23 protein-coding genes and 1 pseudogene are annotated in these 21,119 nt (G+C 37.5%); 14 read left to right on the top strand and 10 right to left on the bottom strand.

Annotated features, from left to right (window positions below):
• Positions 1 to 153: 153 nt before the first annotated feature.
• Positions 154 to 372, bottom strand: a complete 219-nt coding sequence (locus tag M313_RS0101495; protein WP_010191739.1) for a hypothetical protein — start codon at positions 370 to 372, stop codon at positions 154 to 156.
• A 135-nt stretch (positions 373 to 507) separates the two neighbouring features.
• On the opposite strand from M313_RS0101495, the gene M313_RS0101490 reads away from it, so the two are divergent.
• Both M313_RS0101490 and M313_RS24885 read left to right on the top strand, forming a co-directional pair.
• The gene (locus M313_RS0101490) at positions 508 to 1,236 is read left to right on the top strand and encodes a YybI family spore inner coat protein (protein WP_029326277.1); all 729 of its coding nucleotides are present in this window, start codon (positions 508 to 510) and stop codon (positions 1,234 to 1,236) included.
• A gap of 176 nt (positions 1,237 to 1,412) precedes the next feature.
• Positions 1,413 to 2,120: a M48 family metallopeptidase gene (locus tag M313_RS24885; RefSeq protein WP_010191737.1), complete on the top strand. Its 708-nt coding sequence runs from the start codon at positions 1,413 to 1,415 to the stop codon at positions 2,118 to 2,120.
• Here the strand turns inward: M313_RS24885 and M313_RS22375 are convergent.
• From M313_RS22375 to M313_RS0101470, 3 genes are read right to left on the bottom strand one after another with little or no spacing between them, the layout of a single operon-like run.
• Complete coding sequence (locus M313_RS22375; protein ID WP_010191736.1) at positions 2,017 to 3,366, bottom strand: Ger(x)C family spore germination protein; 1,350 nt, start codon at positions 3,364 to 3,366, stop codon at positions 2,017 to 2,019. The two genes, M313_RS24885 and M313_RS22375, sit on opposite strands and share 104 nt — an antisense overlap.
• Position 3,367: 1 nt before the next feature.
• Positions 3,368 to 4,483, bottom strand: a complete 1,116-nt coding sequence (locus tag M313_RS0101475) for a GerAB/ArcD/ProY family transporter (protein WP_010191735.1) — start codon at positions 4,481 to 4,483, stop codon at positions 3,368 to 3,370.
• 5 nt (positions 4,484 to 4,488) lie between these two features.
• Positions 4,489 to 5,964 (bottom strand): spore germination protein, encoded by a 1,476-nt coding sequence (locus M313_RS0101470; protein WP_010191734.1) that lies wholly within the window; start codon positions 5,962 to 5,964, stop codon positions 4,489 to 4,491.
• A gap of 152 nt (positions 5,965 to 6,116) precedes the next feature.
• Here M313_RS0101470 and M313_RS0101465 point away from each other — a divergent pair, with 152 nt between their 5' ends.
• Positions 6,117 to 7,124 (top strand): DUF3231 family protein, encoded by a 1,008-nt coding sequence (locus tag M313_RS0101465; RefSeq protein WP_010191733.1) that lies wholly within the window; start codon positions 6,117 to 6,119, stop codon positions 7,122 to 7,124.
• A 92-nt stretch (positions 7,125 to 7,216) separates the two neighbouring features.
• Here M313_RS0101465 and M313_RS0101460 read toward each other — a convergent pair whose 3' ends face one another.
• The 3 genes from M313_RS0101460 to hxlA form a co-directional block, all read right to left on the bottom strand.
• Complete coding sequence (locus M313_RS0101460; protein ID WP_010191732.1) at positions 7,217 to 7,936, bottom strand: 3-ketoacyl-ACP reductase; 720 nt, start codon at positions 7,934 to 7,936, stop codon at positions 7,217 to 7,219.
• Positions 7,937 to 8,048: 112 nt separating this feature from the next.
• The gene (hxlB, locus tag M313_RS0101455; RefSeq protein WP_010191730.1) at positions 8,049 to 8,606 is read right to left on the bottom strand and encodes a 6-phospho-3-hexuloisomerase; all 558 of its coding nucleotides are present in this window, start codon (positions 8,604 to 8,606) and stop codon (positions 8,049 to 8,051) included.
• A gap of 8 nt (positions 8,607 to 8,614) precedes the next feature.
• Positions 8,615 to 9,247, bottom strand: coding sequence for a 3-hexulose-6-phosphate synthase (hxlA, locus tag M313_RS0101450; RefSeq protein ID WP_010191728.1), 633 nt, complete (start codon positions 9,245 to 9,247; stop codon positions 8,615 to 8,617).
• Between the two features lie 484 nt (positions 9,248 to 9,731).
• Between hxlA and zwf the strand changes: the two genes are divergently transcribed.
• From zwf to M313_RS0101410, 8 genes are all read left to right on the top strand, one after another.
• Complete coding sequence (gene zwf / locus M313_RS0101445; RefSeq protein ID WP_010191726.1) at positions 9,732 to 11,189, top strand: glucose-6-phosphate dehydrogenase; 1,458 nt, start codon at positions 9,732 to 9,734, stop codon at positions 11,187 to 11,189.
• A gap of 36 nt (positions 11,190 to 11,225) precedes the next feature.
• Entirely contained in the window at positions 11,226 to 12,119 is an 894-nt protein-coding gene (gene gnd / locus M313_RS0101440; RefSeq protein ID WP_010191725.1) for a phosphogluconate dehydrogenase (NAD(+)-dependent, decarboxylating), read from the top strand.
• Between the two features lie 72 nt (positions 12,120 to 12,191).
• The gene (locus tag M313_RS0101435; protein WP_010191724.1) at positions 12,192 to 12,683 is read left to right on the top strand and encodes a hypothetical protein; all 492 of its coding nucleotides are present in this window, start codon (positions 12,192 to 12,194) and stop codon (positions 12,681 to 12,683) included.
• Between the two features lie 156 nt (positions 12,684 to 12,839).
• On the top strand, positions 12,840 to 13,190 hold the full coding sequence (gene hxlR, locus M313_RS0101430; protein WP_010191723.1) for a transcriptional activator HxlR: 351 nt from the start codon (positions 12,840 to 12,842) through the stop codon (positions 13,188 to 13,190).
• 173 nt (positions 13,191 to 13,363) lie between these two features.
• A complete protein-coding gene (locus M313_RS0101425; RefSeq protein WP_010191722.1) occupies positions 13,364 to 13,780 on the top strand; it encodes an Rrf2 family transcriptional regulator in 417 nt (138 codons plus the stop codon).
• A 429-nt stretch (positions 13,781 to 14,209) separates the two neighbouring features.
• Positions 14,210 to 15,154, top strand: a complete 945-nt coding sequence (locus tag M313_RS0101420; RefSeq protein WP_010191721.1) for an LLM class oxidoreductase — start codon at positions 14,210 to 14,212, stop codon at positions 15,152 to 15,154.
• Between the two features lie 38 nt (positions 15,155 to 15,192).
• Positions 15,193 to 16,299 carry a tRNA 2-thiouridine(34) synthase MnmA gene (gene mnmA, locus M313_RS0101415; RefSeq protein WP_010191719.1) on the top strand — a complete coding sequence of 369 codons (1,107 nt, stop codon included), beginning with the start codon at positions 15,193 to 15,195 and terminating at the stop codon, positions 16,297 to 16,299.
• 62 nt (positions 16,300 to 16,361) lie between these two features.
• A complete protein-coding gene (locus M313_RS0101410) occupies positions 16,362 to 17,225 on the top strand; it encodes an SDR family oxidoreductase (protein WP_010191717.1) in 864 nt (287 codons plus the stop codon).
• 310 nt (positions 17,226 to 17,535) lie between these two features.
• Here M313_RS0101410 and M313_RS0101405 read toward each other — a convergent pair whose 3' ends face one another.
• The 3 genes from M313_RS0101405 to M313_RS0101395 are packed head-to-tail and all read right to left on the bottom strand — an operon-like array spanning position 17,536 to position 18,561.
• Positions 17,536 to 17,739, bottom strand: a complete 204-nt coding sequence (locus M313_RS0101405; RefSeq protein WP_010191715.1) for a YHS domain-containing (seleno)protein — start codon at positions 17,737 to 17,739, stop codon at positions 17,536 to 17,538.
• A 25-nt stretch (positions 17,740 to 17,764) separates the two neighbouring features.
• The gene (locus M313_RS22370) at positions 17,765 to 18,220 is read right to left on the bottom strand and encodes an SRPBCC family protein (RefSeq protein WP_010191712.1); all 456 of its coding nucleotides are present in this window, start codon (positions 18,218 to 18,220) and stop codon (positions 17,765 to 17,767) included.
• The gene (locus M313_RS0101395) at positions 18,217 to 18,561 is read right to left on the bottom strand and encodes an ArsR/SmtB family transcription factor (protein ID WP_010191710.1); all 345 of its coding nucleotides are present in this window, start codon (positions 18,559 to 18,561) and stop codon (positions 18,217 to 18,219) included. Before M313_RS0101395 ends, M313_RS22370 begins: the two co-directional genes overlap by 4 nt.
• 753 nt (positions 18,562 to 19,314) lie before the next feature.
• Here M313_RS0101395 and M313_RS26890 point away from each other — a divergent pair.
• The 3 genes and pseudogenes from M313_RS26890 to corA all read left to right on the top strand — a co-directional run.
• Positions 19,315 to 19,440, top strand: a pseudogene (locus tag M313_RS26890) (excalibur calcium-binding domain-containing protein); the annotation flags it as partial.
• Between the two features lie 161 nt (positions 19,441 to 19,601).
• Complete coding sequence (locus M313_RS0101385; RefSeq protein WP_010191708.1) at positions 19,602 to 20,024, top strand: hypothetical protein; 423 nt, start codon at positions 19,602 to 19,604, stop codon at positions 20,022 to 20,024.
• A 70-nt stretch (positions 20,025 to 20,094) separates the two neighbouring features.
• Complete coding sequence (gene corA, locus M313_RS0101380) at positions 20,095 to 21,054, top strand: magnesium/cobalt transporter CorA (RefSeq protein ID WP_010191707.1); 960 nt, start codon at positions 20,095 to 20,097, stop codon at positions 21,052 to 21,054.
• The last annotated feature ends 65 nt before the right edge of the window (positions 21,055 to 21,119 follow it).

Below are 21,119 nucleotides of genomic sequence, written 5' to 3'. Positions count from 1 at the left end.
TCTGTAATTATAGTTACTTAGTCCTTGAAACTAAGTCATATTGCAAAATTAATAGAGGATTTCCATTAGTTATCGGAATAATGGAAGTCTCTTTATTTTATAGTTGAAACAATAATTATTTGAACTTTAATTCCAATTATCCCCCCCTCATCCCTAAAAACGTTGATCAGGACAAGCAGGATATCCATGTATATCCTGTATCGTATAAATATCATATTGCATCAAGGCGAATTGTGCTTGGTATAGGTATTGCATTACTAGGAGCTTTCCATTAGAGATCCCACATAAAACCCCCGAAGTCCCAGTCCCATCCACAAATGAGACCCCAATAGGCTGATTAATTAAGTACGGTATTTTTTGTTGCCAAGGCATAGCTGACACTCCTCTCCCTCTAGTGTATAACCAATATAGCCGTAAAGTGCCTGTATGAATGTTGTGGGCTGAACATGTGTACCGCACGGTGCATAGGTTAGTTGTAACAATTAAATGTGAGCAGGGGAGGCTAATATGAATAGGTATTATTTCAATTCCAACTGGAGGATTACTGGTGTGGTGGCTTCGGCAACTGGGGATGTAAATGCTGATTTGATTCCTGATAGTGTGTATGTGACAGGTTACAGAGAATCAGAGGGTTCCATCATACATAACATGGCGCTCGGGATTCGGGATGGAGCCACAGGTGTCTCGATTAGTATTCCTCTGAAGGATAATATGGGGTATGATCCGATGCTGTTTTTGGGGGATTTTACGGGAGACGGGATCAATGATATTTTAATCACTATCCCTACAGGTGGCAGTGGTGGAACGACAAACACCTATATTTATTCTTTTGTTAACAACGAACCACGTTTGTTGTTTGACTCGGCTGCATTTAACCAAGCGTATCAATATGAGGTAACGTACAAGGACAATTATAAGGTTGAGGTAGTTAGTGAAAGAAATAATGCGAGGTTTCTAATCGATCTATTTTTAAGGGACCCTGAATACTTAAATGAAATATATGATGCCAATGGCAAATTGAAGGCGCCTATTAGTGGGTGGGTGGATCCCATAAGTGGAATATACCCAATTGATTTTGGGTTTGATGGTGTATATGATTTACTTGCCTATCAACAGATTGCTGGAAGCTACCATGCAGATACGGTCGGTACGATGCAGAATAGACTTAAGTGGAATGGTTATATGTTTGTGTTGGACTATCAGGATTTGGCTATCTATGGGGCTGATAATAGTTGAGACAATGTTACGAGGGTGCATTGGGACCATTCTAGCGCTCAGCAGAGAGCGTGAGTACCGTTCCGCTGCTTCCTTTTGTTATTAGGACCTTGGAGTAAGGAGTTAATCCCCCCTACTTTTTCCAACCAAAATCAAATATAATTACTTGAAAAAGTACATCGAAGTAAGGTGATAAAATGATACATACATATTCAGGAGAAACCATCCATTTTGAGATAAAATACAAAAATCGCAAATCTATTGCCATTCGTATGGACGTCTATGGGAATGTGGAAGTCCAGGCTCCTAAAGGTACAGAGGATGAAATAGTGATTCAATTGCTGGAGGAAAGGTGGGAATTGATTCAAGAAAAATCAAAGGAAATGAAGGACAGGCTGCGTGGCCAGCAGGAGAAGGAATACAGCCAGGAGGAGAGGGTTCTTTATTTAGGGAACACCTATCCTGTAAAGGTTTATCAAGATACTACTATTAAACAAGATTATGTCGTGTTTGATGAGCAACATATAAATGTATATGTGAAACAGGTGGAGGACGGAAGGGTAAAACAAGCTTTAAAGAGATTTTATTACCAGCAATGCAAAGCTATAGTGGAGAAGAGTGTAAGATCCTATCAAAGTAACTTTAAAGTAAAACCACGGTCGATCCGTATATCTGATAGTAAGACTACATGGGGAACGTGTGATTCCCAATTACAGTTAACTTTCAATTGGAAGTTGGCGATGGCTCCAATGAAAGTAATTGATTATGTAGTAGTACACGAAATGTGCCATATGATTCATCTCAATCACGACCGATCCTTCTGGCGACTTGTAGGAAAAATATCGCCTGATTATAAAGAGCAGGAAAGTTGGTTGGCGCAGTCAAGTTGGAAGATGAATATTTAGGCAGGAGAGGCTTCTTTTTTATATCTTCGCTGTCGTGAAGATACCCATTTTTCATTGTTTGATCGTCCGTATGACCAAGTCGGAAAGGAAGAGGACGCCCCCTATATGTGAAACTGCGACAACAGTTCCACGGGAGACGTCCCACACTTTCTTCATAATTTGATTCATCAGTTTTGATATCTGTTAGAGGTTGGATATTAAGGTCATAATCGACTGTGACCTCCATCTGCTCCCATCTGTTTGACCATTCTTCCTTATTAAGGGGTTTTGAGAAAGGTCTCAAGGTATACGTTCTTAATTGAAAAGGATCAACCTTATTCTCTTGAAGCTTTTTTAAAAAATTGGTAGTCTGTTCTTCTAAATACAATTCAATTTCCGTCTCGAATGTTGAAAGTCCATCCTGGGTGAGCACGTTTTGTTCCCGGGCTATTTCGTCAAGTCGTCCGTTCAACTGAACGGTGAGCTTCAGTTCAGAATATGTCTTATCCATATACCAATTGACATTGGCTGTCACATGGCCTAGAACAAAAGATAAGTCACGGATAGGAAAATACTTTAAAAAGTGATCGTTGCCGATAAGCTGGTAGATTTGCTCTTCCATGTTGTTGGTGGTTTCGATCAATTTGTCATTTTTAAAAATACCAGTACCTTGATATTGGAAATTACCACTACTAGCTTCAAATACAGGTGCTACAGGAGAATTAGCTGGTGAATGAAGCATTTTCATGAATTGATGCAAATTCACAACGGTCAATTTCCCCTGACCTTCGTAATGTTTGAACATCCGATAGAGATAATAGTCCAGGTCTTTTTGTGCTGCAAGTTGACTGTTGATGTACTCATCAAAATCCCCTTTGACAATGGCTACATACAAACGTTTAGAAATATCAGGATCTGTCAAAATCGTATCAATCAATGGACTGATCCCTTCTTTTGCAATTTCATCACTGATCAACAGCATCCGGAGTTGTCCAACTTTCAATTCCCTATAATACTTTAGATTGAAACCCTTCATGCCTTCTTTTAACATGTCGACTTGAACAGTCAAAAGGCGTTTCTTTTCTTTTACAAGGGGAGGTATCAACGTGCTCATTCTGTAGTTCTCCCCTTCTCCTTTCTGAATCGACCAAAAAGTCACAGGCGCGATTTCTTCAATCAGATTTTTTTCTGGAATAGGTGAACAACTTGATAAAAAGATTATATTAACAAAAATGACAAAATGTATTTTGATATGTTTATGTTTCATACTAGTCACGGACCTTTCGCTTTAAAGAGAGGAAAAGAAATAATGGTACGAATAAATAAGTGAGTGCTCCTGCCCATATCGCTAGTTCTAACAAAATATTTTGATTAGTTGCCTTTTTCCACAACATTTCATTAAGTATCATTAAACAAAGGATAATTGTAGAACAACATAATGCAAAACCTAATCGAGTCGTTTGAACTTTTGATTTCTTTAGAGTGATGCGAATGGCACCATAAAAAAGTAAGAGGAATATTGATATGGCGAATACAAAGTGAAATAAGTATACAGAGATAAAAATTATATCAATTCGCTCAAATACCGGAAAATTAAGGTAGCGTATCATTTCCACGACCGGCAATTTGTTTTCTCCAAGATAATGGGATCCGAAAAAAAACAAAGATGCAATGAATATAAACAGATATTCAAAAACGGTAAATGTATTTCCGATTGTCATGTATTTGAGGATTTTTTCTCTCGTATTGAACCAAGGTGCAAGTAAAACCAAATATTCTGGCCCAGATAAGGCGGACCATATAAACAACACACTTTTCCATGATTTCATCGTCCATTCATATGGTATTAACGGAAATAGATCATGTATAGTAGCAAAAGGCTGAAAAGGGAATTTCAATAATAACAAAAGCATTGGAGCTGTAAACAAAAAAGCGATGACGATAAAACGGATCGTACTGTTCATCCCTAGTGAAGCAACATACCAGCAAATAAGCAAAATGAAAAGGATCATCCAATTCGTATTCACTGCAGGGAAGATAAAATGTTGTACTACTTCTACATATCCAAGTGTGATTACTGTTACTTTTAATAAAATGAAACCGATTCCGATGAAAGAAAGTAACCGTACCATACGCTCACCGAAAAGGTCTACAAAACCTTCGTAGCCTTTGGATGCATACTTGGAAGTAAACCATTTCGATAACATGAATATACTGACCTGTGATAGTCCGCCTACGATGATAATCATCCAAATCATATAGGGGTATATGAGAAAAACTGGCATGATGATTGCAAAATATAGCATCTGTATCCTGTTGACCATCAAAGTCATATAAACACCGTCATATGATGAGGTTTTCTCGAACAATGAAAGTTCAGTCAATGGGATTATCTCCTTCGGCTATAACGCCATTTCTGTAAAGGATGAAGAGCCTCTGGCCTTGTTTTCATCCATTGCAATGGTCCGCGAATAAATAGATCAAGCCAATCTTTTCCATAAAAAGGTGTAACAGGCACTAAATATGGCTGCTTCAAGGAAGTAAGTGCGTTCATATGGACAAAAAGTAAAAGGATTCCCATAAAAATGCCCATTACTCCAAGATAAGAAGCAAGGATCAATAGTATGAACTGTATCAAAGTGTTGGCTTTGGACATCAAATAATTCGGCACTAGAAACGAAGCGATAGCAGAAATACCAACCAAAACGATCAGAACTTGACTAGCGAACCCTGCTTCTACAGCTGCCTGTCCAACGACAATCCCACCGATGACGCCTAATGTTTGACCAGATTTTGTAGGCATTCTTAGACTTGCTTCTTTAATGATTTCAATTGTTACCAACATAATGAGCGATTCCCAAAACGGGCTTAGTGGCAATTGACTTCTCGTATCCACAAGGACGAATAAAATTTGCAAGGGAATCATCTGATAATGATGTGTCGTTAACGCAACATATAGTGGAATCATCAGTAAGGAGAACATGAAACTTAAATATCTTATGATCCGCAAGAAGCTTGCAACAATCCAACGATTAATATAATCCTCAGGTGATTGGAATAAATGGAAAAAGGTGATTGGAGCATTCAGAGCAAACGGTGTATTATCGACCAGTATGACAAGTTTACCAACGCCAAGTGCGAAGGCACACACATCAGGACGGTCAGTTTGTTGAAATTGTGGAAAGACAGTATGTGTGTGATCTTCCATAAAAGCTGCTAGTTGGGAGGAGTCAAGGATTTGGTCAAAATTGACATTTTTGATTTTTTCCCTGGCAATCGTTATGAATTTAGTATTGGTTATACCTTCGATATACATTAAGACAACATTTGTTTCAGTTAGTGATCCAACCGTGAATTTTTCTGTTTTCAAGGTTGTTATTGGCAGCCTTCTGCGAATCAATGCTATATTCTGTTCTATGTTTTCAGTGAAACTGTCCTTGGCTCCATAAAGGATTGTTTCTGTTTCAGAGGTTTCTATCGCTCTTCCTGACGAATCTTTAAGATTGACTGAACACCATTGATTTTCATCGGTGTCAAAAATAAGGATGGATCCCAGCATCAATTGTTTTTCGGCCTCTTCCACCGTTAAAGTTCCTGGAATGTTTGTGGCGGAAATACATTCCAATTGATTTTCATTGCTACAGTTCCGTAAAGGTTGAATGACAGATTCATTCAACCTTTCGTTATCAATCAATGTTCTTATGTATACCAGTATAATGGTCGAAACATTAGGTGTTTGATGTTCTATTATTTCAGCGTCTTCCATATTGCCTAAGCGTTCACGGATAACCTCTAGTGTGATTGGTGTATGTTGGGCTTGCTCTGTGCTAATTCTCACGCTTGTACTCGTCCCCTTCCAAAACATGAACATCAATCTCCAGATAAGATAATAATGTATTTGCACCATTGATATTGTGTTCAAAATCAGCCAATTTATACCATCAGAAAAGTTTATAATAAATATAATATATTGTTATTGGTTAACCTATTTCTGTAAAAGTAAGGAGGGTTTAGAAAATGGATCAGGTTAATCACCAAGAGAAAATTAATGCCTCAGAATATGGCATCATCTGGTCACAATATGTAAATGATAGTATGTCACGTTGTGTTTTTCGTTATTTCTTAAATGATGCTAAGGATGAACATACTCGTGCTTTACTTCAATTTGCCTTAGAATTATCAGAAACCCATATAGAAAGAACAAAACAATTTTTAATACAAGAAAACTATCCCATTCCAATAGGGTTCACAGATGATGATGTAACGGTAACCGCTCCTAGTTTATTTACGGATACATTTAAGGTTATTTATCTGCAAATTATGGCGATACACGGCTTGACTAGATATGCTGGTGCAACAAGTGTTTGTATTCGAGAAGATGTCAGAAAATATCTTATTGAATGTACTTCTCAAACGTTGGAATTATATGATAGGGTCACTAGCGTCGCTTTATCAGAGGGAATTCTTAGTAAGCCTCCTACATTAAATAACAAACAAAAGATTGATTTTATTAAGAAACAAAACTATTTAACTGGATGGTTCGGAAAGCGAAGACCGATAAATGCTATCGAAATCAGTGGTGCACATCTAAATATGCAAAAAAACATGGTCAAAATGGTATTAGAATTAGGATTCGGTCAAGTATGCCAATCTAAAGAAGTGCGAGAGTATTTTGAACGTGCTCGAAAACTTTGTAAAAGGCACTTTCATATACTGGGTGTAATGTTAGAAGAGGAGAATCTCCATAAACCAAGGATATTTGAATCAGAAGTAACCGATTCAACCGTACCTCCCTTTTCTGATAAGCTTATGCTTTTCCATATAGCCACACTACTATCTGCTGCACTTGGTTATTATGGGGAGGCTTTATCAATGTGTCAAAGAAGAGATTTATCCGCTGATTACGCTCGAATGAATATGGAAATTGCTTTAATCGCTGAAGATGGTATGAATCTATTAATTGAAAACGGTTGGATGGAACAACCCCCTACTGCCACTGACCATGAAAACCTGACGAAGAATTAGAACAAGGTGTTCATACTTTCCTTGTATCATGGATACATATAAGAGTTTTTTGTACGAACTAAAAAAGCAGACCCAAACGGATCTGCTTTTGTTTATGATGGATTTGTGGACCATAATCCAGCTGTTTTAATAAATACTCTTGGATTAAATTTCAAACTAGCCACGACTAATTCTGCAAGGTCTTCTGGGTGCATCACGTTTTCTTCATTGCCTTTAACAAGATTTGTATCAATCGCTAAATCGGTAACGACCGTACTTGGTGTTAAAGCAGTGACACGGACATTATGTTTTCTTACTTCTAGCATAAGTGATTCTGTTAGTCCTAAAACAGCGAATTTAGAAGCACTGTAGGCGCTTGTAACAGGAGCACCTTTTTGGCCGGCAGATGAAGAGATATTGATGATATCTCCTGATTTTCTTTCGATCATTCCTGGTAATACTGCTCTTGTTACATTATAAACACCCATTAAATTGACTTGGATGATTTTTTCCCATTCTTCTGGTGTTAGATCAAGGAACCCGCCAAATTTAGCAACACCAGCATTGTTAATTAGGATATCAATTGGGCCTAAGTCTGATTTGATATGTTCTACAGCATGGGTAACGGATTCAAGATCGGTTACATCTGCTGTTGCTGCAGACACCTTCACATCAAATTGTTGTAGTTCTGCAGCTACCTTTTCTAAATTAGACATATTTAAGCCGATTAGGCCTAAATGAACGCCCTCTTTTGCTAAGGCGATAGCAGTAGCACGTCCAATGCCTCTTCCTGCGCCTGTAACAATTGCTGTTTTTCCATTCAAAGAAATCATTTTATCACTCCTAAAATTATTATAAATAGTAGTTCATTTTAGCAGAAAGACCGCAAACTTGCTTATAAACAGCTTGCGGTCTTTCCTATTTAGAACTCGAGGATTAATATATTTATTCTAAGTTGGCGTGTTTACCGTACATTTTATTGGTATCCAAGCCTTTTTTCTCCATGAACCGAAGAATCACAGCGTCGTAAAATAGTAAAAGTGTTTGCTCAAATAAAGAGCCCATTGGTTGAATCGTCTTAAAATTACTCTCCGACTGATCTTTAGGTGATCCAGGCATCTTAATAGTGATATCCGCTAATTGTCCAATAGTGGACTCAGGGAAAATCGTTACAGCTGCAATAGTCCCACCGATGCTTTTTGCTTTCTCAGCCATGGAAACTAAACCTTTTGTTTCTCCTGAACCTGATCCAATGATTAAGATGTCATCTTTTTCAAAGGTAGGGGTTACTGTTTCGCCAATCACATAGGCATCTATCCCCATGTGCATCATTCTCATGGCAAATGATTTGGCCATAAATCCAGATCTACCTGCGCCAGCAACAAAGATTTTTTTGGATTCAAGAATCCCATTAACTAATTTTTCAGCTTCATCATTGGAAATTAAATCTCCCGAGCGAATTAACTCTTTTATGATTTTAGCTAGGTATTGAGTTGTATTCATGATCTGAATTACCCTTGATTAATCATTTGTTGCATTTTTGCAGCAGCAGCTTTTTTATCAGCTTGTCCAGTAATCCCGCCACCTACAATGACAAGGTCTGGTTGTACTTTGATAACTTCTGGAAGTGTGTCTAACTTAATACCACCTGCGATTGCAGTTTTAGCATTTTTCACAACACTTTTGATGGTTTGTAAATCTTCAAAAGAGTTCTTTCCAACTGCTTGAAGATCGTAGCCAGTATGAACACAAATATAATCAACGCCCATAGCGTCCACTTCTTTTGCACGTCCAGCAAGGTCTTTAACAGCAATCATATCAACAAGGATTTTTTTACCTTGTTTTTTCGCTTCTTCAACAGCACCTTTAATGGACATATCTTCAGCAGTTCCAAGAATTGTCACGATATCTGCACCAGCTTCAGAAGCTTTCATTACTTCATAACCAGCTGCATCCATGATTTTTAGGTCTGCTAATACCTTTAAATTAGGGAATGCTTCTTTTACTGCTTTAACTGCATGAAGTCCTTCATTGATTACAACCGGTGTACCGATTTCGACGATATCAATGTGATCCTCCACTTCTTTAACTAACTCAATTGCTTCCGGAATATTTACTAAATCTAATGCTAATTGTAATTCCATCTATATTCACTCCTATAATTTTTTTTATTGTTGTACAGTGATAGCTTTTCCACCATGGCCTCTCACTGAACAATTGCAAGTATATAACGTATGATTAAATATTAAAAGTACGCACTTTTATTTTACATAGTGCTAAAAAGTATACTGTAAGACAGACCGCTGTTTGTGACACCTCCCGTTTAAATAGCCCGCTTATTATGCCCAAAGCTTCAACACACATAAAAAATACTGTTCTCAAAAAATTAATATCATATATGTTTGTGGCCGGGGAGAGGATGCTCGCCCTGGCTTTTAATTTTTTTGCACATAAATAGAAGAGTTTATTTCCTATGGTATACATTTTGTTATTAAGTTATTTTTTTATCACTATTTAAATAAAAAGTGCGTACTTCCATTTGAAAAATGTAGGTATTATACTTACATCTTGTTGCAACAATGTTTCACGAAATACTGAAATTCATTTCTGATTTTGGAGGTATGTAAAATGGAGGCAATGACATTTGTCTTATTTGGGGCGACAGGGGACTTAGCAAAAAGAAAAATCTTCCCTGCTCTATATAATTTATTTTTGGATAAAAAATTACCTCTGCCCATCTCCATTATTGGGGTGGGCAGAGGAGAATTATCAGATAGTGATTTCCAAAAACATGTGAAAGATTCTTTAAAAGCATTTTCTAGACGATCACTACATGACGATTCAAATCTTGAAGTGTTTATCCGTGCCTTTCGTTATTGCCATGTAGATGCTATCAAGGCTGAAGGTTATAAAGGATTACTTGAACTCGTTAAACAACGTGAAGAAGAATTGAATATTCCAGAAAATCGTATGTTCTACCTATCTGTTGCTCCAGAGTTATTTAATGTGATTGCTTCCAACATTAAAGAGAGTGGTCTAGGTTCTACTAAAGGTTGGAAACGTCTTATTATCGAAAAACCGTTTGGGCATGACCTAAAATCAGCTCAAGTATTAAACGATAAACTAAGCAAAGCTTTTGATGAAGAAGAAATTTTTCGCATCGACCACTATCTTGGAAAGCCGATGGTACAAAACCTGGAAGCGTTAGGGTTTGCAAATCCAGTGCTTCAAGCATTAAGGAACAACCAATACATTGCAAATGTGCAAATTACTGCAACCGAAACAGTTGGGGTTGAAGAAAGAGCTGATTATTATGATAAAGCCGGGGCTATTCGCGACATGTTTCAAAATCATATGCTGCAAATGTTGATGATGACAGCAATGCAGTTGCCAAAACAAATTAATGCAGAAGAGATCCGCAATGAAAAGAGAAAAATAATAGAATCACTACGTCCGTTAAAGAAAGAAGATGTAGTGAATCATGTGATTCGAGGTCAATATGGTCCTGGTGAAATCCAAGGCAAACCAGTTGTTGGCTATACAGGAGAATCTGAAGTTGCACCTTCTTCATTAAATGACACATTTGTAGCTGCCCGTCTATATGTGGATGATGATTTTTGGAGAGGGGTTCCTTTCTATATCCGTACAGGAAAAAGAATGACAGAGAAATCCACCCGAATTGTGATTGAATTCAAAAATACTTTAAAGGATTTGTATAGGGCTCAAGAAGAAGAAACTGCCCCGAATCTCTTAGTGATTGAAATCAATCCAAACGAAAGTGTTTCATTACAATTAAATAGTAAAAACCCATTAAACAATGGGAAAATCGAACCAGTCAGTGTTAATTTTTCTTCTAAGCAAGCAGATGTTCCTGAAGCGTATGAGCGTTTAATTTACGATGCAATGCGTGGCGACTCAACTTTCTTTGCGCATTGGAAAGAAGTGGAGTTGTCTTGGAAATGGATACAGCCTATCTTAGAGGCTTTTGAGGAAAATACAATTCCCCTTCCATTATATCCATCCGGGTCAACGGGACCAGATGCTTCCCATCGATTATTGGCAGAGCAAGGATATAAATGGTGGTAGTAATAAAAGATGAACAATATTAAGGAGGAAATGGATATGAAAATTGGATTAATTGGTTTAGGAAAAATGGGATTAAACTTAGGTCATAATTTAATTGATAACAAGCATGAAGTAGTAGCTTTCGATGTAAATAGAAGTTCCGTTGAAGAAATGAAGAAATACGGTGCTCAAGGTACATCTGATTTAAAAGAACTTGTTGCATCATTAGAAAAACCAAGAGTTGTGTGGATTATGGTTCCGCATGCTGTAGTGGATTCAGTGATTGATGAAATGACACCATTATTAAGCGTTGGAGATATCGTAATTGAAGCAGGGAATTCTCACTATAAGGAATCCATCCGCAGATATAACCAGCTAAAGGAGGTAGGAATTCACTTCATGGATGCCGGTACTTCTGGTGGAATGGAAGGTGCTCGTAATGGAGCATGTTATATGATTGGTGGAGACCCTAAAGCCTGGAGCATCGTGGAACCTATTTTCAAGGATACAGCTGTCGAAAATGGATTTATCTATGCTGGTAAAGCAGGGAGCGGCCATTTCTTAAAAATGGTTCACAATGGAATTGAATACGGAATGATGGCAGCGATTGGTGAAGGATTCGAGGTGCTAGAAAAAAGCGAATTCGATTTTGACTACGAAAAAGTAGCTAGAGTGTGGAATAACGGCTCCGTTATTCGTTCATGGCTCATGGAGTTGACTGAACGTGCATTTTCAAAAGATGCAAAGCTAGATGAAATTAAAGGGATTATGCACTCTTCTGGTGAAGGGAAATGGACAGTTGAAACAGCTCTAGATTTACAAGCAGCAACTCCTGTTATCGCAATGTCGCTTTTGATGCGTTACCGTTCATTAGACAACGATACCTTTACAGGTAAAGTGGTAGCTGCATTAAGAAACGAATTTGGTGGACATGGTGTTGAAAAAAACTAAAAGAATTACATCTGTTATTTGTGAGATGGTAATGAAACAATAAATATGATGGTAGGAAAGGATGTGTAGTTCATGAATGTATTGGATGCAAAAATGATAAATACTCAGTATGGAATAGAAACTTATCTAGATCTATTGGAAAATGTTGAAGTGAAAGACGTTCAATATGTTACAGAGACAGCTTCTTTTTACGAAATCACTATAGGTGTAGAGTATTTTCGGTTGAGGAATGAAAATTATTATAATAGTGAAAAGAGATATTTTAAGATACGGATGAATTCTGATTTAAATGCTATTACTATAATAGAAACAAAAAGAGAAAGTTTATTTGCTGTGAAAAATGAATTTGAAAGATCTGCAACAAAAGAACTGATTGGAGAGTGGCTAATAAAAAGCAGTGCTTTCAGAAAAGTTCTTAGTGATTTGATAGATGATAAGAAAATGGAAAACGTTAAAACGGAGGAAAATATAATAGGAACAATAGGAACAATTAGGTTCCTGGAGAAACTACTTGAAATCACAACAGAAGATATTTTAAGTGCTCGTGTTGAAAGCTCTCACTAGTTTCCGTAACGCATCTTCCTATTGAACATCAGAATAGAGAATAATATGTTCACTGCTAATATAATTAGTATGGAAGGATATAACAAGTACAGACTTATATTTTATTTAGTGAAAAAAGTATACTATGGGCTATAATAAATATGGAGGTGATGATAAATGTCGCGAATGCAGGAAAAGATGTTTAATTGTGAAAAAGAATTAACACTTTCCGTTATCGGTGGTAAATGGAAGATGCTTATACTATGGCATCTAGGGAAAGAGGGAACGAAGCGATTTGGTGAATTGAAAGCTCTAATGCCAGGGATTACGCAGAGAATGCTAGTCAATCAATTGCGAGAACTGGAAGAAGACTTGATTGTAAAACGCGTAGTCTATCCCGTGGTTCCTCCAAAAGTAGAATACTCCCTTACTGAACAAGGAAGAAGCTTGATGCCGATTCTCGATGCTATGTATAACTGGGGAAAAGATTATATGGAAACTGTTGGGTTGAATCCTTTAGTAAGATAAAAGTCTTTTAGGTGGAATCTTACTGGTGATTTATGGTTGACTCCGGTCGAGGTAGTCAACCTCTTTTTTAATTACTGCTAAAAATTAGTATAAATGTAATTAATCATTTCATTGACTTTTTAAACTGTATTAATTAATATTACAGTACAGGTGCCAAGAGGAAGTGAAATCCAGTGAATAGTGAATTTACGATAGCGGTTCATAGCTTAGTTCTTTTAGCGCATTTGCCTGATCATATGGCAAGTAGTCAAAAGATTGCAGACAATGTTTCCACAAATCCAGCAAGAATTCGTAAAATAATGAGTTGTTTGCGTAACCATGGATTTGTGCGAACAAAGGAAGGAATAGGAGGAGGCTACATTCTTCAAAGAGATCCTGATGAAATTACATTGGGGCAAATCTATCGCTCAGTGTCAGGTGCAACGATTAAACCAAATTGGTGCTCTGGAGATCCTGAAGAGGAATGTGTGGTTGCTTCTAATATTCAGCTTGTGATGGATGAGGTCTTTGAGGAAACCGATCAATATTTTTCAGCATACCTCGATCGTATTTCCATTGCATCCATCTTAAAGAAAATAAAACAATATTAATAAGTTGTTTTATTTTTGATTTAAATGTAATCTTTTTTGTTACAGATGGTAAATGCTATTTTAGTTAGATGTTTTAGGTTTCTTTTTGTGTAAACTGTAACTATTTTAAGTTCAGTTAACATCGATAAATCTTATGAGGTTTCATTCAATAAAATAAAGAAAGGTATGATAAATGTATGGTTATGTCAAATGCAAAACATAGACACGTTTGCGACAGATGCCTAACGATAACTAAAGAAATTGGTCATTGTCCTAAATGTGGCCATTCCGAATTACGACCATTCATGTTTTTTTTACAGAGTGGGGGCAAATATCATGTCGCAAATCAAAAATCAGTGAAGCAAGAAACTGCATAATTAACAGGGAAGTTCACTTATTAAACATAGGAAGACTGATAGGTTAGTTATAAAAGGGGAGAGTTTAAAAAGTATGAATAAATTTGAAAAGCACAAAGGTTATTCACGCACATTTCAAGAAAACAAACTTTCACTTGGGTTATTCTTTCCTTTAGAAGCATATAAGGGAAGTATGCCGGTCATGGATTTAAAGCATCAGATAGATCTTGCTCGAATAGCTGAGCAGGCTAATTTCGCTTCTTTATTTGTTAGAGATGTTCCGTTGAATGACCCGTCCTTTGGTGATGTTGGTCAAATATATGATCCTTGGGTATTTCTAGGTTACTTAGCAGCTCAAACAAAAGAGATTGCATTAGGGACAGGGAGCATTGTGACGACACTACATCATCCACTTGATCTAGCGAAAGCCGCTGCATCTGTAGATCAAATATCCAATCAAAGGCTTCTTTTGGGTATTGCAACTGGAGACCGACCTATTGAATTTTCTGCATATAAAGTTAACCAAGAAGAACGAACCGAATTATTTCAAGAGTCATTTTTTGTTATGAAAGAGGCATGGAAACAGTCATTCCCACTGATCAACTCACAAAGAGTTGGATTAGAACAAGGTGACCTCTTGCCAAAACCAGTTTTATCAGATATTCCAGTTTTCGTGACAGGTCGTTCAGGACAGTCACTAGAGTGGATAGCAAAAAACAGTGACGGTTGGATTAGTTACCCGCGAAATATTGATTTACAAGCTAAACTCATTAATGATTGGCGTTCTTTAACGTATGATTTCCAGCCATTTTCTCAATCACTTTATATTGATTTAGCAAAAGATCCGGATGAAGGTCCTACTCCTATTCACCTTGGGTTTAGGAGCGGATACAAATTTTTAATTGAATTTCTGAATCGCTTACAAGAAATTGGAGTTAATCATGTTATTTTGAATTTAAAATATGGTCAACGTCCGGCAGAGGATGTAATTAATGAATTAGGAGAAAAGGTAGCACCTCAGTTTCCTGCATTTAAGTAACATTTAATTGAATAAGAGATTGAAAGGTGGTGAGAGGTATGAAGAAAAGACCAGAAGATACAAGAGTAGTAGTCGGTATGTCTGGAGGTGTTGATTCATCGGTTACAGCTTTGCTTCTTAAAGAGCAAGGATATGATGTAATTGGTATTTTTATGAAAAATTGGGATGACACTGATGAAAGTGGTTTCTGTACAGCAACTGAAGATTACGAAGATGTGATTAAGGTTAGTAATCAAATCGGCATTCCGTATTATGCTGTAAATTTTGAAAAACAGTATTGGGATAAAGTCTTCACATACTTCCTAGAGGAGTACAAATCAGGTCGGACACCTAATCCTGACGTCATGTGTAATAAAGAGATCAAATTTAAGGCGTTTTTAAATCATGCGATGTCAATTGGGGCTGACTATATTGCAACAGGTCACTATGCACGAGTCGAAGAAAAAGATGGACAATACCGATTGTTGCGAGGTGCTGATCATAATAAAGACCAATCATACTTCCTTAATGCTCTCTCTCAAAAGCAATTATCGAAAACTATGTTTCCGCTTGGGCATTTATCCAAAAAGGAAGTGCGTGAGATTGCGATAGAGGCAGGGCTTGCAACAGCAAAGAAAAAAGATAGTACGGGTATTTGTTTTATCGGTGAACGAAATTTCAAGGAGTTTTTAAGTGGCTTTTTGCCAGCTCAACCTGGTGAAATGCAAACCGTGGATGGTGAAATGAAAGGTCACCATGATGGTCTTATGTATTATACTATTGGTCAACGTCAAGGTCTTGGCATTGGCGGATCGGGTGAGCCTTGGTTTGTCATTGGTAAAGACTTAAAGCGTAATGTTCTGATTGTTGGACAAGGGTTTCATAACGAAGGACTTTATTCAGAAGGTTTAGAGGCTATTGGTATGAATTGGATTAAAAGAGATCTAACTTTTAAGCAAGAATTTAGTTGTACCGCCAAAATGAGATACCGTCAAGAGGATCAAGAGGTAACAGTGTATCCGCAAGAAGATGGAACAGCAAAGATTTATTTTCACAAAAGACAAAGGGCTATTACCCCCGGACAAGCTGTTGTTCTGTATGATGGTGATATTTGTATTGGTGGGGGAACAATAGACCGTGTTATTAAAAAATGGGAAAATGCCTAAATCCGTGAAAGTTCAATTATTACTACACTATTAAAATGAAAAGTATATTGGGGGAATAAAACATGAAAATGTTAGTTACAGGAGCAACAGGAAAATTAGGTTCTAAAATTGTAGAGACTTTATTAAAAAAAGTACCAGGAAACCAATTAGCTGTTAGTGTTCGTAATCCAGAGAAAGCTGAAGGATTGCGGGCTCGAGGAGTAGATGTCCGAAAAGGTGATTTTGATTATCCAGAAACACTTGATGCGGCTTTTGCTGGCGTTGATCGCTTGCTAATTATCTCTGCGGATGGGGAAAATGAAACAAGAATTCGACAACACGCGAATGCAATAGCTGCTGCTGAGCGTGCTGGAGTGAAATTCATTGCTTATACGAGCATAGCGAATGCAAAGGAAAGTGAAAACTTCCTTGCTCCAACGCATAAAGCAACAGAAGAAGCTATCATGAAAACAGGTATTCCTTATTCATTTTTAAGAAATAATTGGTACTTGGAAAATGAAATTTCAAGTGTTCAAGGTGTTCTAGCAGGTGCTCCTTGGGTGACATCAGCAGGAAATGGTAAGGTAGGATGGGCATTACAACAAGATTATGCAGATGCTGCGGTTGCGGTATTGACTGGTAATGGCCACGAAAACACTATCTACGAGCTTTCTGGAAAACTATTAACTCAGGAAGAGTTTGTATCAGCTCTTGGTAATGTATTGGGGAAAGAAGTACCTTTACAACAAGTTGATGACAATACTTATGCAGACATTATGAAAGGTGCAGGTGTACCAGATTTTCTTCTTCCTTTTCTTGTGGAAATCCAAACAGGCATTAGAGAAGGTACGCTTGAAGTAGAAAGCAATGACTTCGAAAAACTACTTGGGCGCTCAGCTACACCTATTAGTGACGGACTCAATCAAATTGTTAATGGTATCTCTTAAAGAGAAAAATCGACTTAGTTTAAACCGACCTTATTATTAGAAAGGTCGGTTTCTATGTTGATGTTAATGCCAATACAATATTTATCCCGTTAATTATAAGTAATTCCTTAGCAAGAAGTGTTTCCTAAAATTGTTAAATTTAACTTGCTAACATTTTTGCTAACGCAATCCCCATTTGGTTCATGTGCAAATTGCTAACAAAATTGGGTATATAAAAGAGGCTTCTCATTGTAATGGCTAATCTATTTACCATTTTTGTCTTAGTCGGTAGGTCTTTCACGATTGGATGCAGCGAATCTCTATTCACATTTTATCGGGATAACCAATTTGATTCAGCTTTTTGCTTTCTACCAGGAAGAACCTTCCATAAAAATTTAGCTACAGGATTTGAAAAATGAAATTTCTTCTCATTATCAATAATAAAATACTTACTTTTACTAGGAACATCTTTTTTTCCTACACTTACAGCAAAAGCACAATGACCATCAAATTCAACCTTTTTAGCATTGTTCATACGAATCCCTCCATTTGTCGTTTTTTTATTTTTGTAAATATGTTTCTAATGTAACTTCTAAGAAGCTTGTCCAGCCGTGTGTATGATGTTGAGCTGACTCTTCGCTTGGTAGTCCAGTATGATGAATAGTAACTTTAGTCCCTTCCTCTGTTTCTAAGAAATCCACAGTTACTTTGGTTATTGGGAAATCAGCTTCATGATTATCCCATTTCCATGTAAAGACTAATTGATCATTTGGCGTAATCTCAAGATATTGTCCTCCTACGACATGTACACTTCCATCAGGAGCATGCATATTAAATTTATAACTTCCATTTACTTCAACATTCATTTCATCAATCGTAGTTTTAAAGCCTTCTGGACCCCACCATTGTTCTAATTGCTCAGGCTTTGTCCATGCATGAAAAACCTTTTCCTTCTTTACTGGATATGTGTTGCTTAATTGTAACGTGAATTCTTGTGCACTATTTTTTGTAATCATTCTTTACTCTCTCCTTTTTCGTTTAATAAAAATTTTTCTAAACTTGTAAATTGCGCTTCCCAGAATGACTTTAGGTCACTTAACCAATTAGAAGCATCTTCAATTGCTTTTGATTGAAGAGAATAATACTTATATCTTCCAACCTTGTTGTAGGAGACGAGACCAGCAGTTTCTAGAACCTTCATGTGCTTTGAAATGGCGGGTAAGGACATATCAAATGGTTCAGCCAACTTTTTCGTCGTTTTTTCTCCTTTTGATAATTCTTGTATGATTGCTCTTCTAGTTGGATCTGATAGTACGTAAAAAATATCATCTAGATTTTCATCATTATAGTTAACCATGTGGTTAACTATAAGCTATAATGATGTTAATTGCAAATAAAAAAACGCTGCGCCTTTTTATTATGAGGTAGATCGCTTTATTTATAAGTAGTTCAGTTTTGGAAAGCAACGGGACGGTTCCCATGTTCTCCAGACGAGATCCAAGCTCACGTAGGCCCCTTTTCAAGTTTGTATAAAATTTTTCTAAATTAAGTAAATATATACCAATATATGATATTGTTATAAAATAATAGGAAAATTATTTTGGGGGATATGGAATTGAAAAAGTATTTAGTAGCTTTATCATTTTTATTTTTGATTTTTAGTTTAGTAGCTTGTTCATCTGAAAGTTCGAATACCTCACAAGCAGAGGATAAGATTGAGGAAAAGAGTTCTGAGGACAAAGCAGAGGCGGAAGCGGCAGCTAAAGCAGAGGCAGAGGCAGAAGCAGCAGCTAAAGCAGAGGCAGAAGCAGCAGCTAAAGTAGAGGCAGAAGCAGCAGCTAAAACAAAGGCGGAAGCAGCAGCGAAAGCAGAGGCGGAAGCGGCAGCTAAAGCAGAGGCAGAAGCAGCAGCCAAAGCAGAGATGGAAGCGGTAGCTAAAGCAGAGGCAGAAGCAGCAGCCAAAGTGGAGGCAGAAGCAGCAGCCAAAGCGGAGGCAGAAGCAGCAGCCAAAGCGGAGGCAGAAGCAGCAGCCAAAGCGAAGGCAGAAGCAGCAGCCAAAGCGGAGGCAGAAGCAGCAGCCAAAGCGAAGGCAGAAGCACCTTCAAGTGCAGGTGTTGAGGTCTTTGCAAATTGTACTGAACTTAGAACGAAATATCCAAATGGCGTAGCTTCTGATCATCCAGCCTATCAACCTAAAATGGATAGAGATAAAGATAATTATGCATGTGAAAGGTAGTACCACTTTTATAATCAAAAATCTCTTTTCAAATAGTGAAAAGGGATTTTTTTATTTTCTCTTAGATGTCAGAGGAATGGTTTTAGACTTTCTAAATCTACTAATGAAGCAAAACCGTCCCTCTGCTTTCTGGCAGGCGTAAATAAAGGAGGACAGCTTTAATGCATCCAACAGAAATAATAGAATCAATGATTGTCGGGCTCATAATTGTCTCAATCCTATTTATCTCATTCTTTTTTAAAAGTAGATGGCGAAAAGCTGGTTGGTTATTAGCTTTGGTTATATTGGTAGCCTACTGCATATTTTTGGTCTTTCGTCCTTTTTGGATCGATGCGCAAATTGATAAGAAGGTGCAATTACTAAGGCCTTACTTAGAAGAGCATTATCCAGATGAAGAATGGACGATTTCCACTGTTCCTCACCGTGAAGAAGGCTTTAAACATCTAAATCCATACTATATTAGTGTTGTTTTTGAAAATGAACCAGAGGTTACTTATGAATATTGGGTTGAGAGTAAGGATGATATCTATCAGATTAGTTTTTCAACAAACAAAAGGTTAGAGGAATTAGAGCATGTAGAATGATTCACCCCCCACTTTTAGAACCCAACAAATTCGGGTATAAAAACCCTATACGATTGTGAGGGGAAGCCAAATGATAAGAATAGCCGGAATGACATGGGATCATCAAATTACCAAAAACATTACCATCGATAACCTCGATAGAAGCGCCTATAAATGGATTTGGGTTGACTTTGACCAACCGTCGGAAGAGGAAATAAAGCATTTGGACAGTACTTTTCACTTCCACCCATTGGCGATAGAGGATTGCATACATAGATTGCAGCGGCCGAAGCTTGATCATTATGAGGATCATACGTTTTTCGTGACGCACAGTATTCAACAAAGGGAAGACGAGCTTCATAAAGAGGAAGTGAATTTCTTTTTAGGGGAGAATTTTATTGTGAGTTTTCACCATGCACCTTCTAGAGAGGTGGATACGGTGTGGAAGAGTCTGGACAAGCCACCAAAAGACGTGGAAAACTGGGATGAGTATTATGTGTTTTATGAAATCCTAGACGACATTGTGGATGATTATTTTCCGTTGCTATATAAGCTGGAGGATCAGTTGGACAAGATTGAGGAAAACACGCAAGACAAATCGATGAATCAGTTGATGGACGAGCTGTTCGATACGAGGTATTCCTTATTGGATCTAAGACATACGATCAACCCGATGCGGGATCTGCTGTACCGCATGCTAAATACGCATCGTCTGGATGGGGTGATGAAAAGAAAAGAGTACTTCGCGGATATTTATGACCATCTGCTGAAGCTTTCTGACCTAGTTACCTCCAACCGAGAATTGACGGCGGACATTCGGGATAATTACCTTTCCTTGAACTCCCATCAAGCCAACAATGTGATGAAGGTCCTGACCATTATCACCTCCATCTTCGCGCCACTGACTTTTATCGCGGGGATTTACGGGATGAACTTTCAATATATGCCGGAGTTGACCTGGAAATACGGATACTTTGTTGCGCTTGGAGTCATGGCCGTCATGGGGGTTAGCTTGTTTATTTGGTTTAAGTGGAAGGGATGGTTTAAGTAAGGGCTTTAATGCAAAAGTTGCCTAGAAGTTATCCTGTTAGATGCAAGATAACTTCTAGGCATTTT

The sequence above is a fragment of the Bacillus sp. m3-13 genome (assembly GCF_000175075.1).
Taxonomy (GTDB): domain Bacteria; phylum Bacillota; class Bacilli; order Bacillales; family Bacillaceae_I; genus Sutcliffiella_A; species Sutcliffiella_A horikoshii_C.
This window is presented reverse-complemented; position numbering and strand designations above follow the sequence as displayed.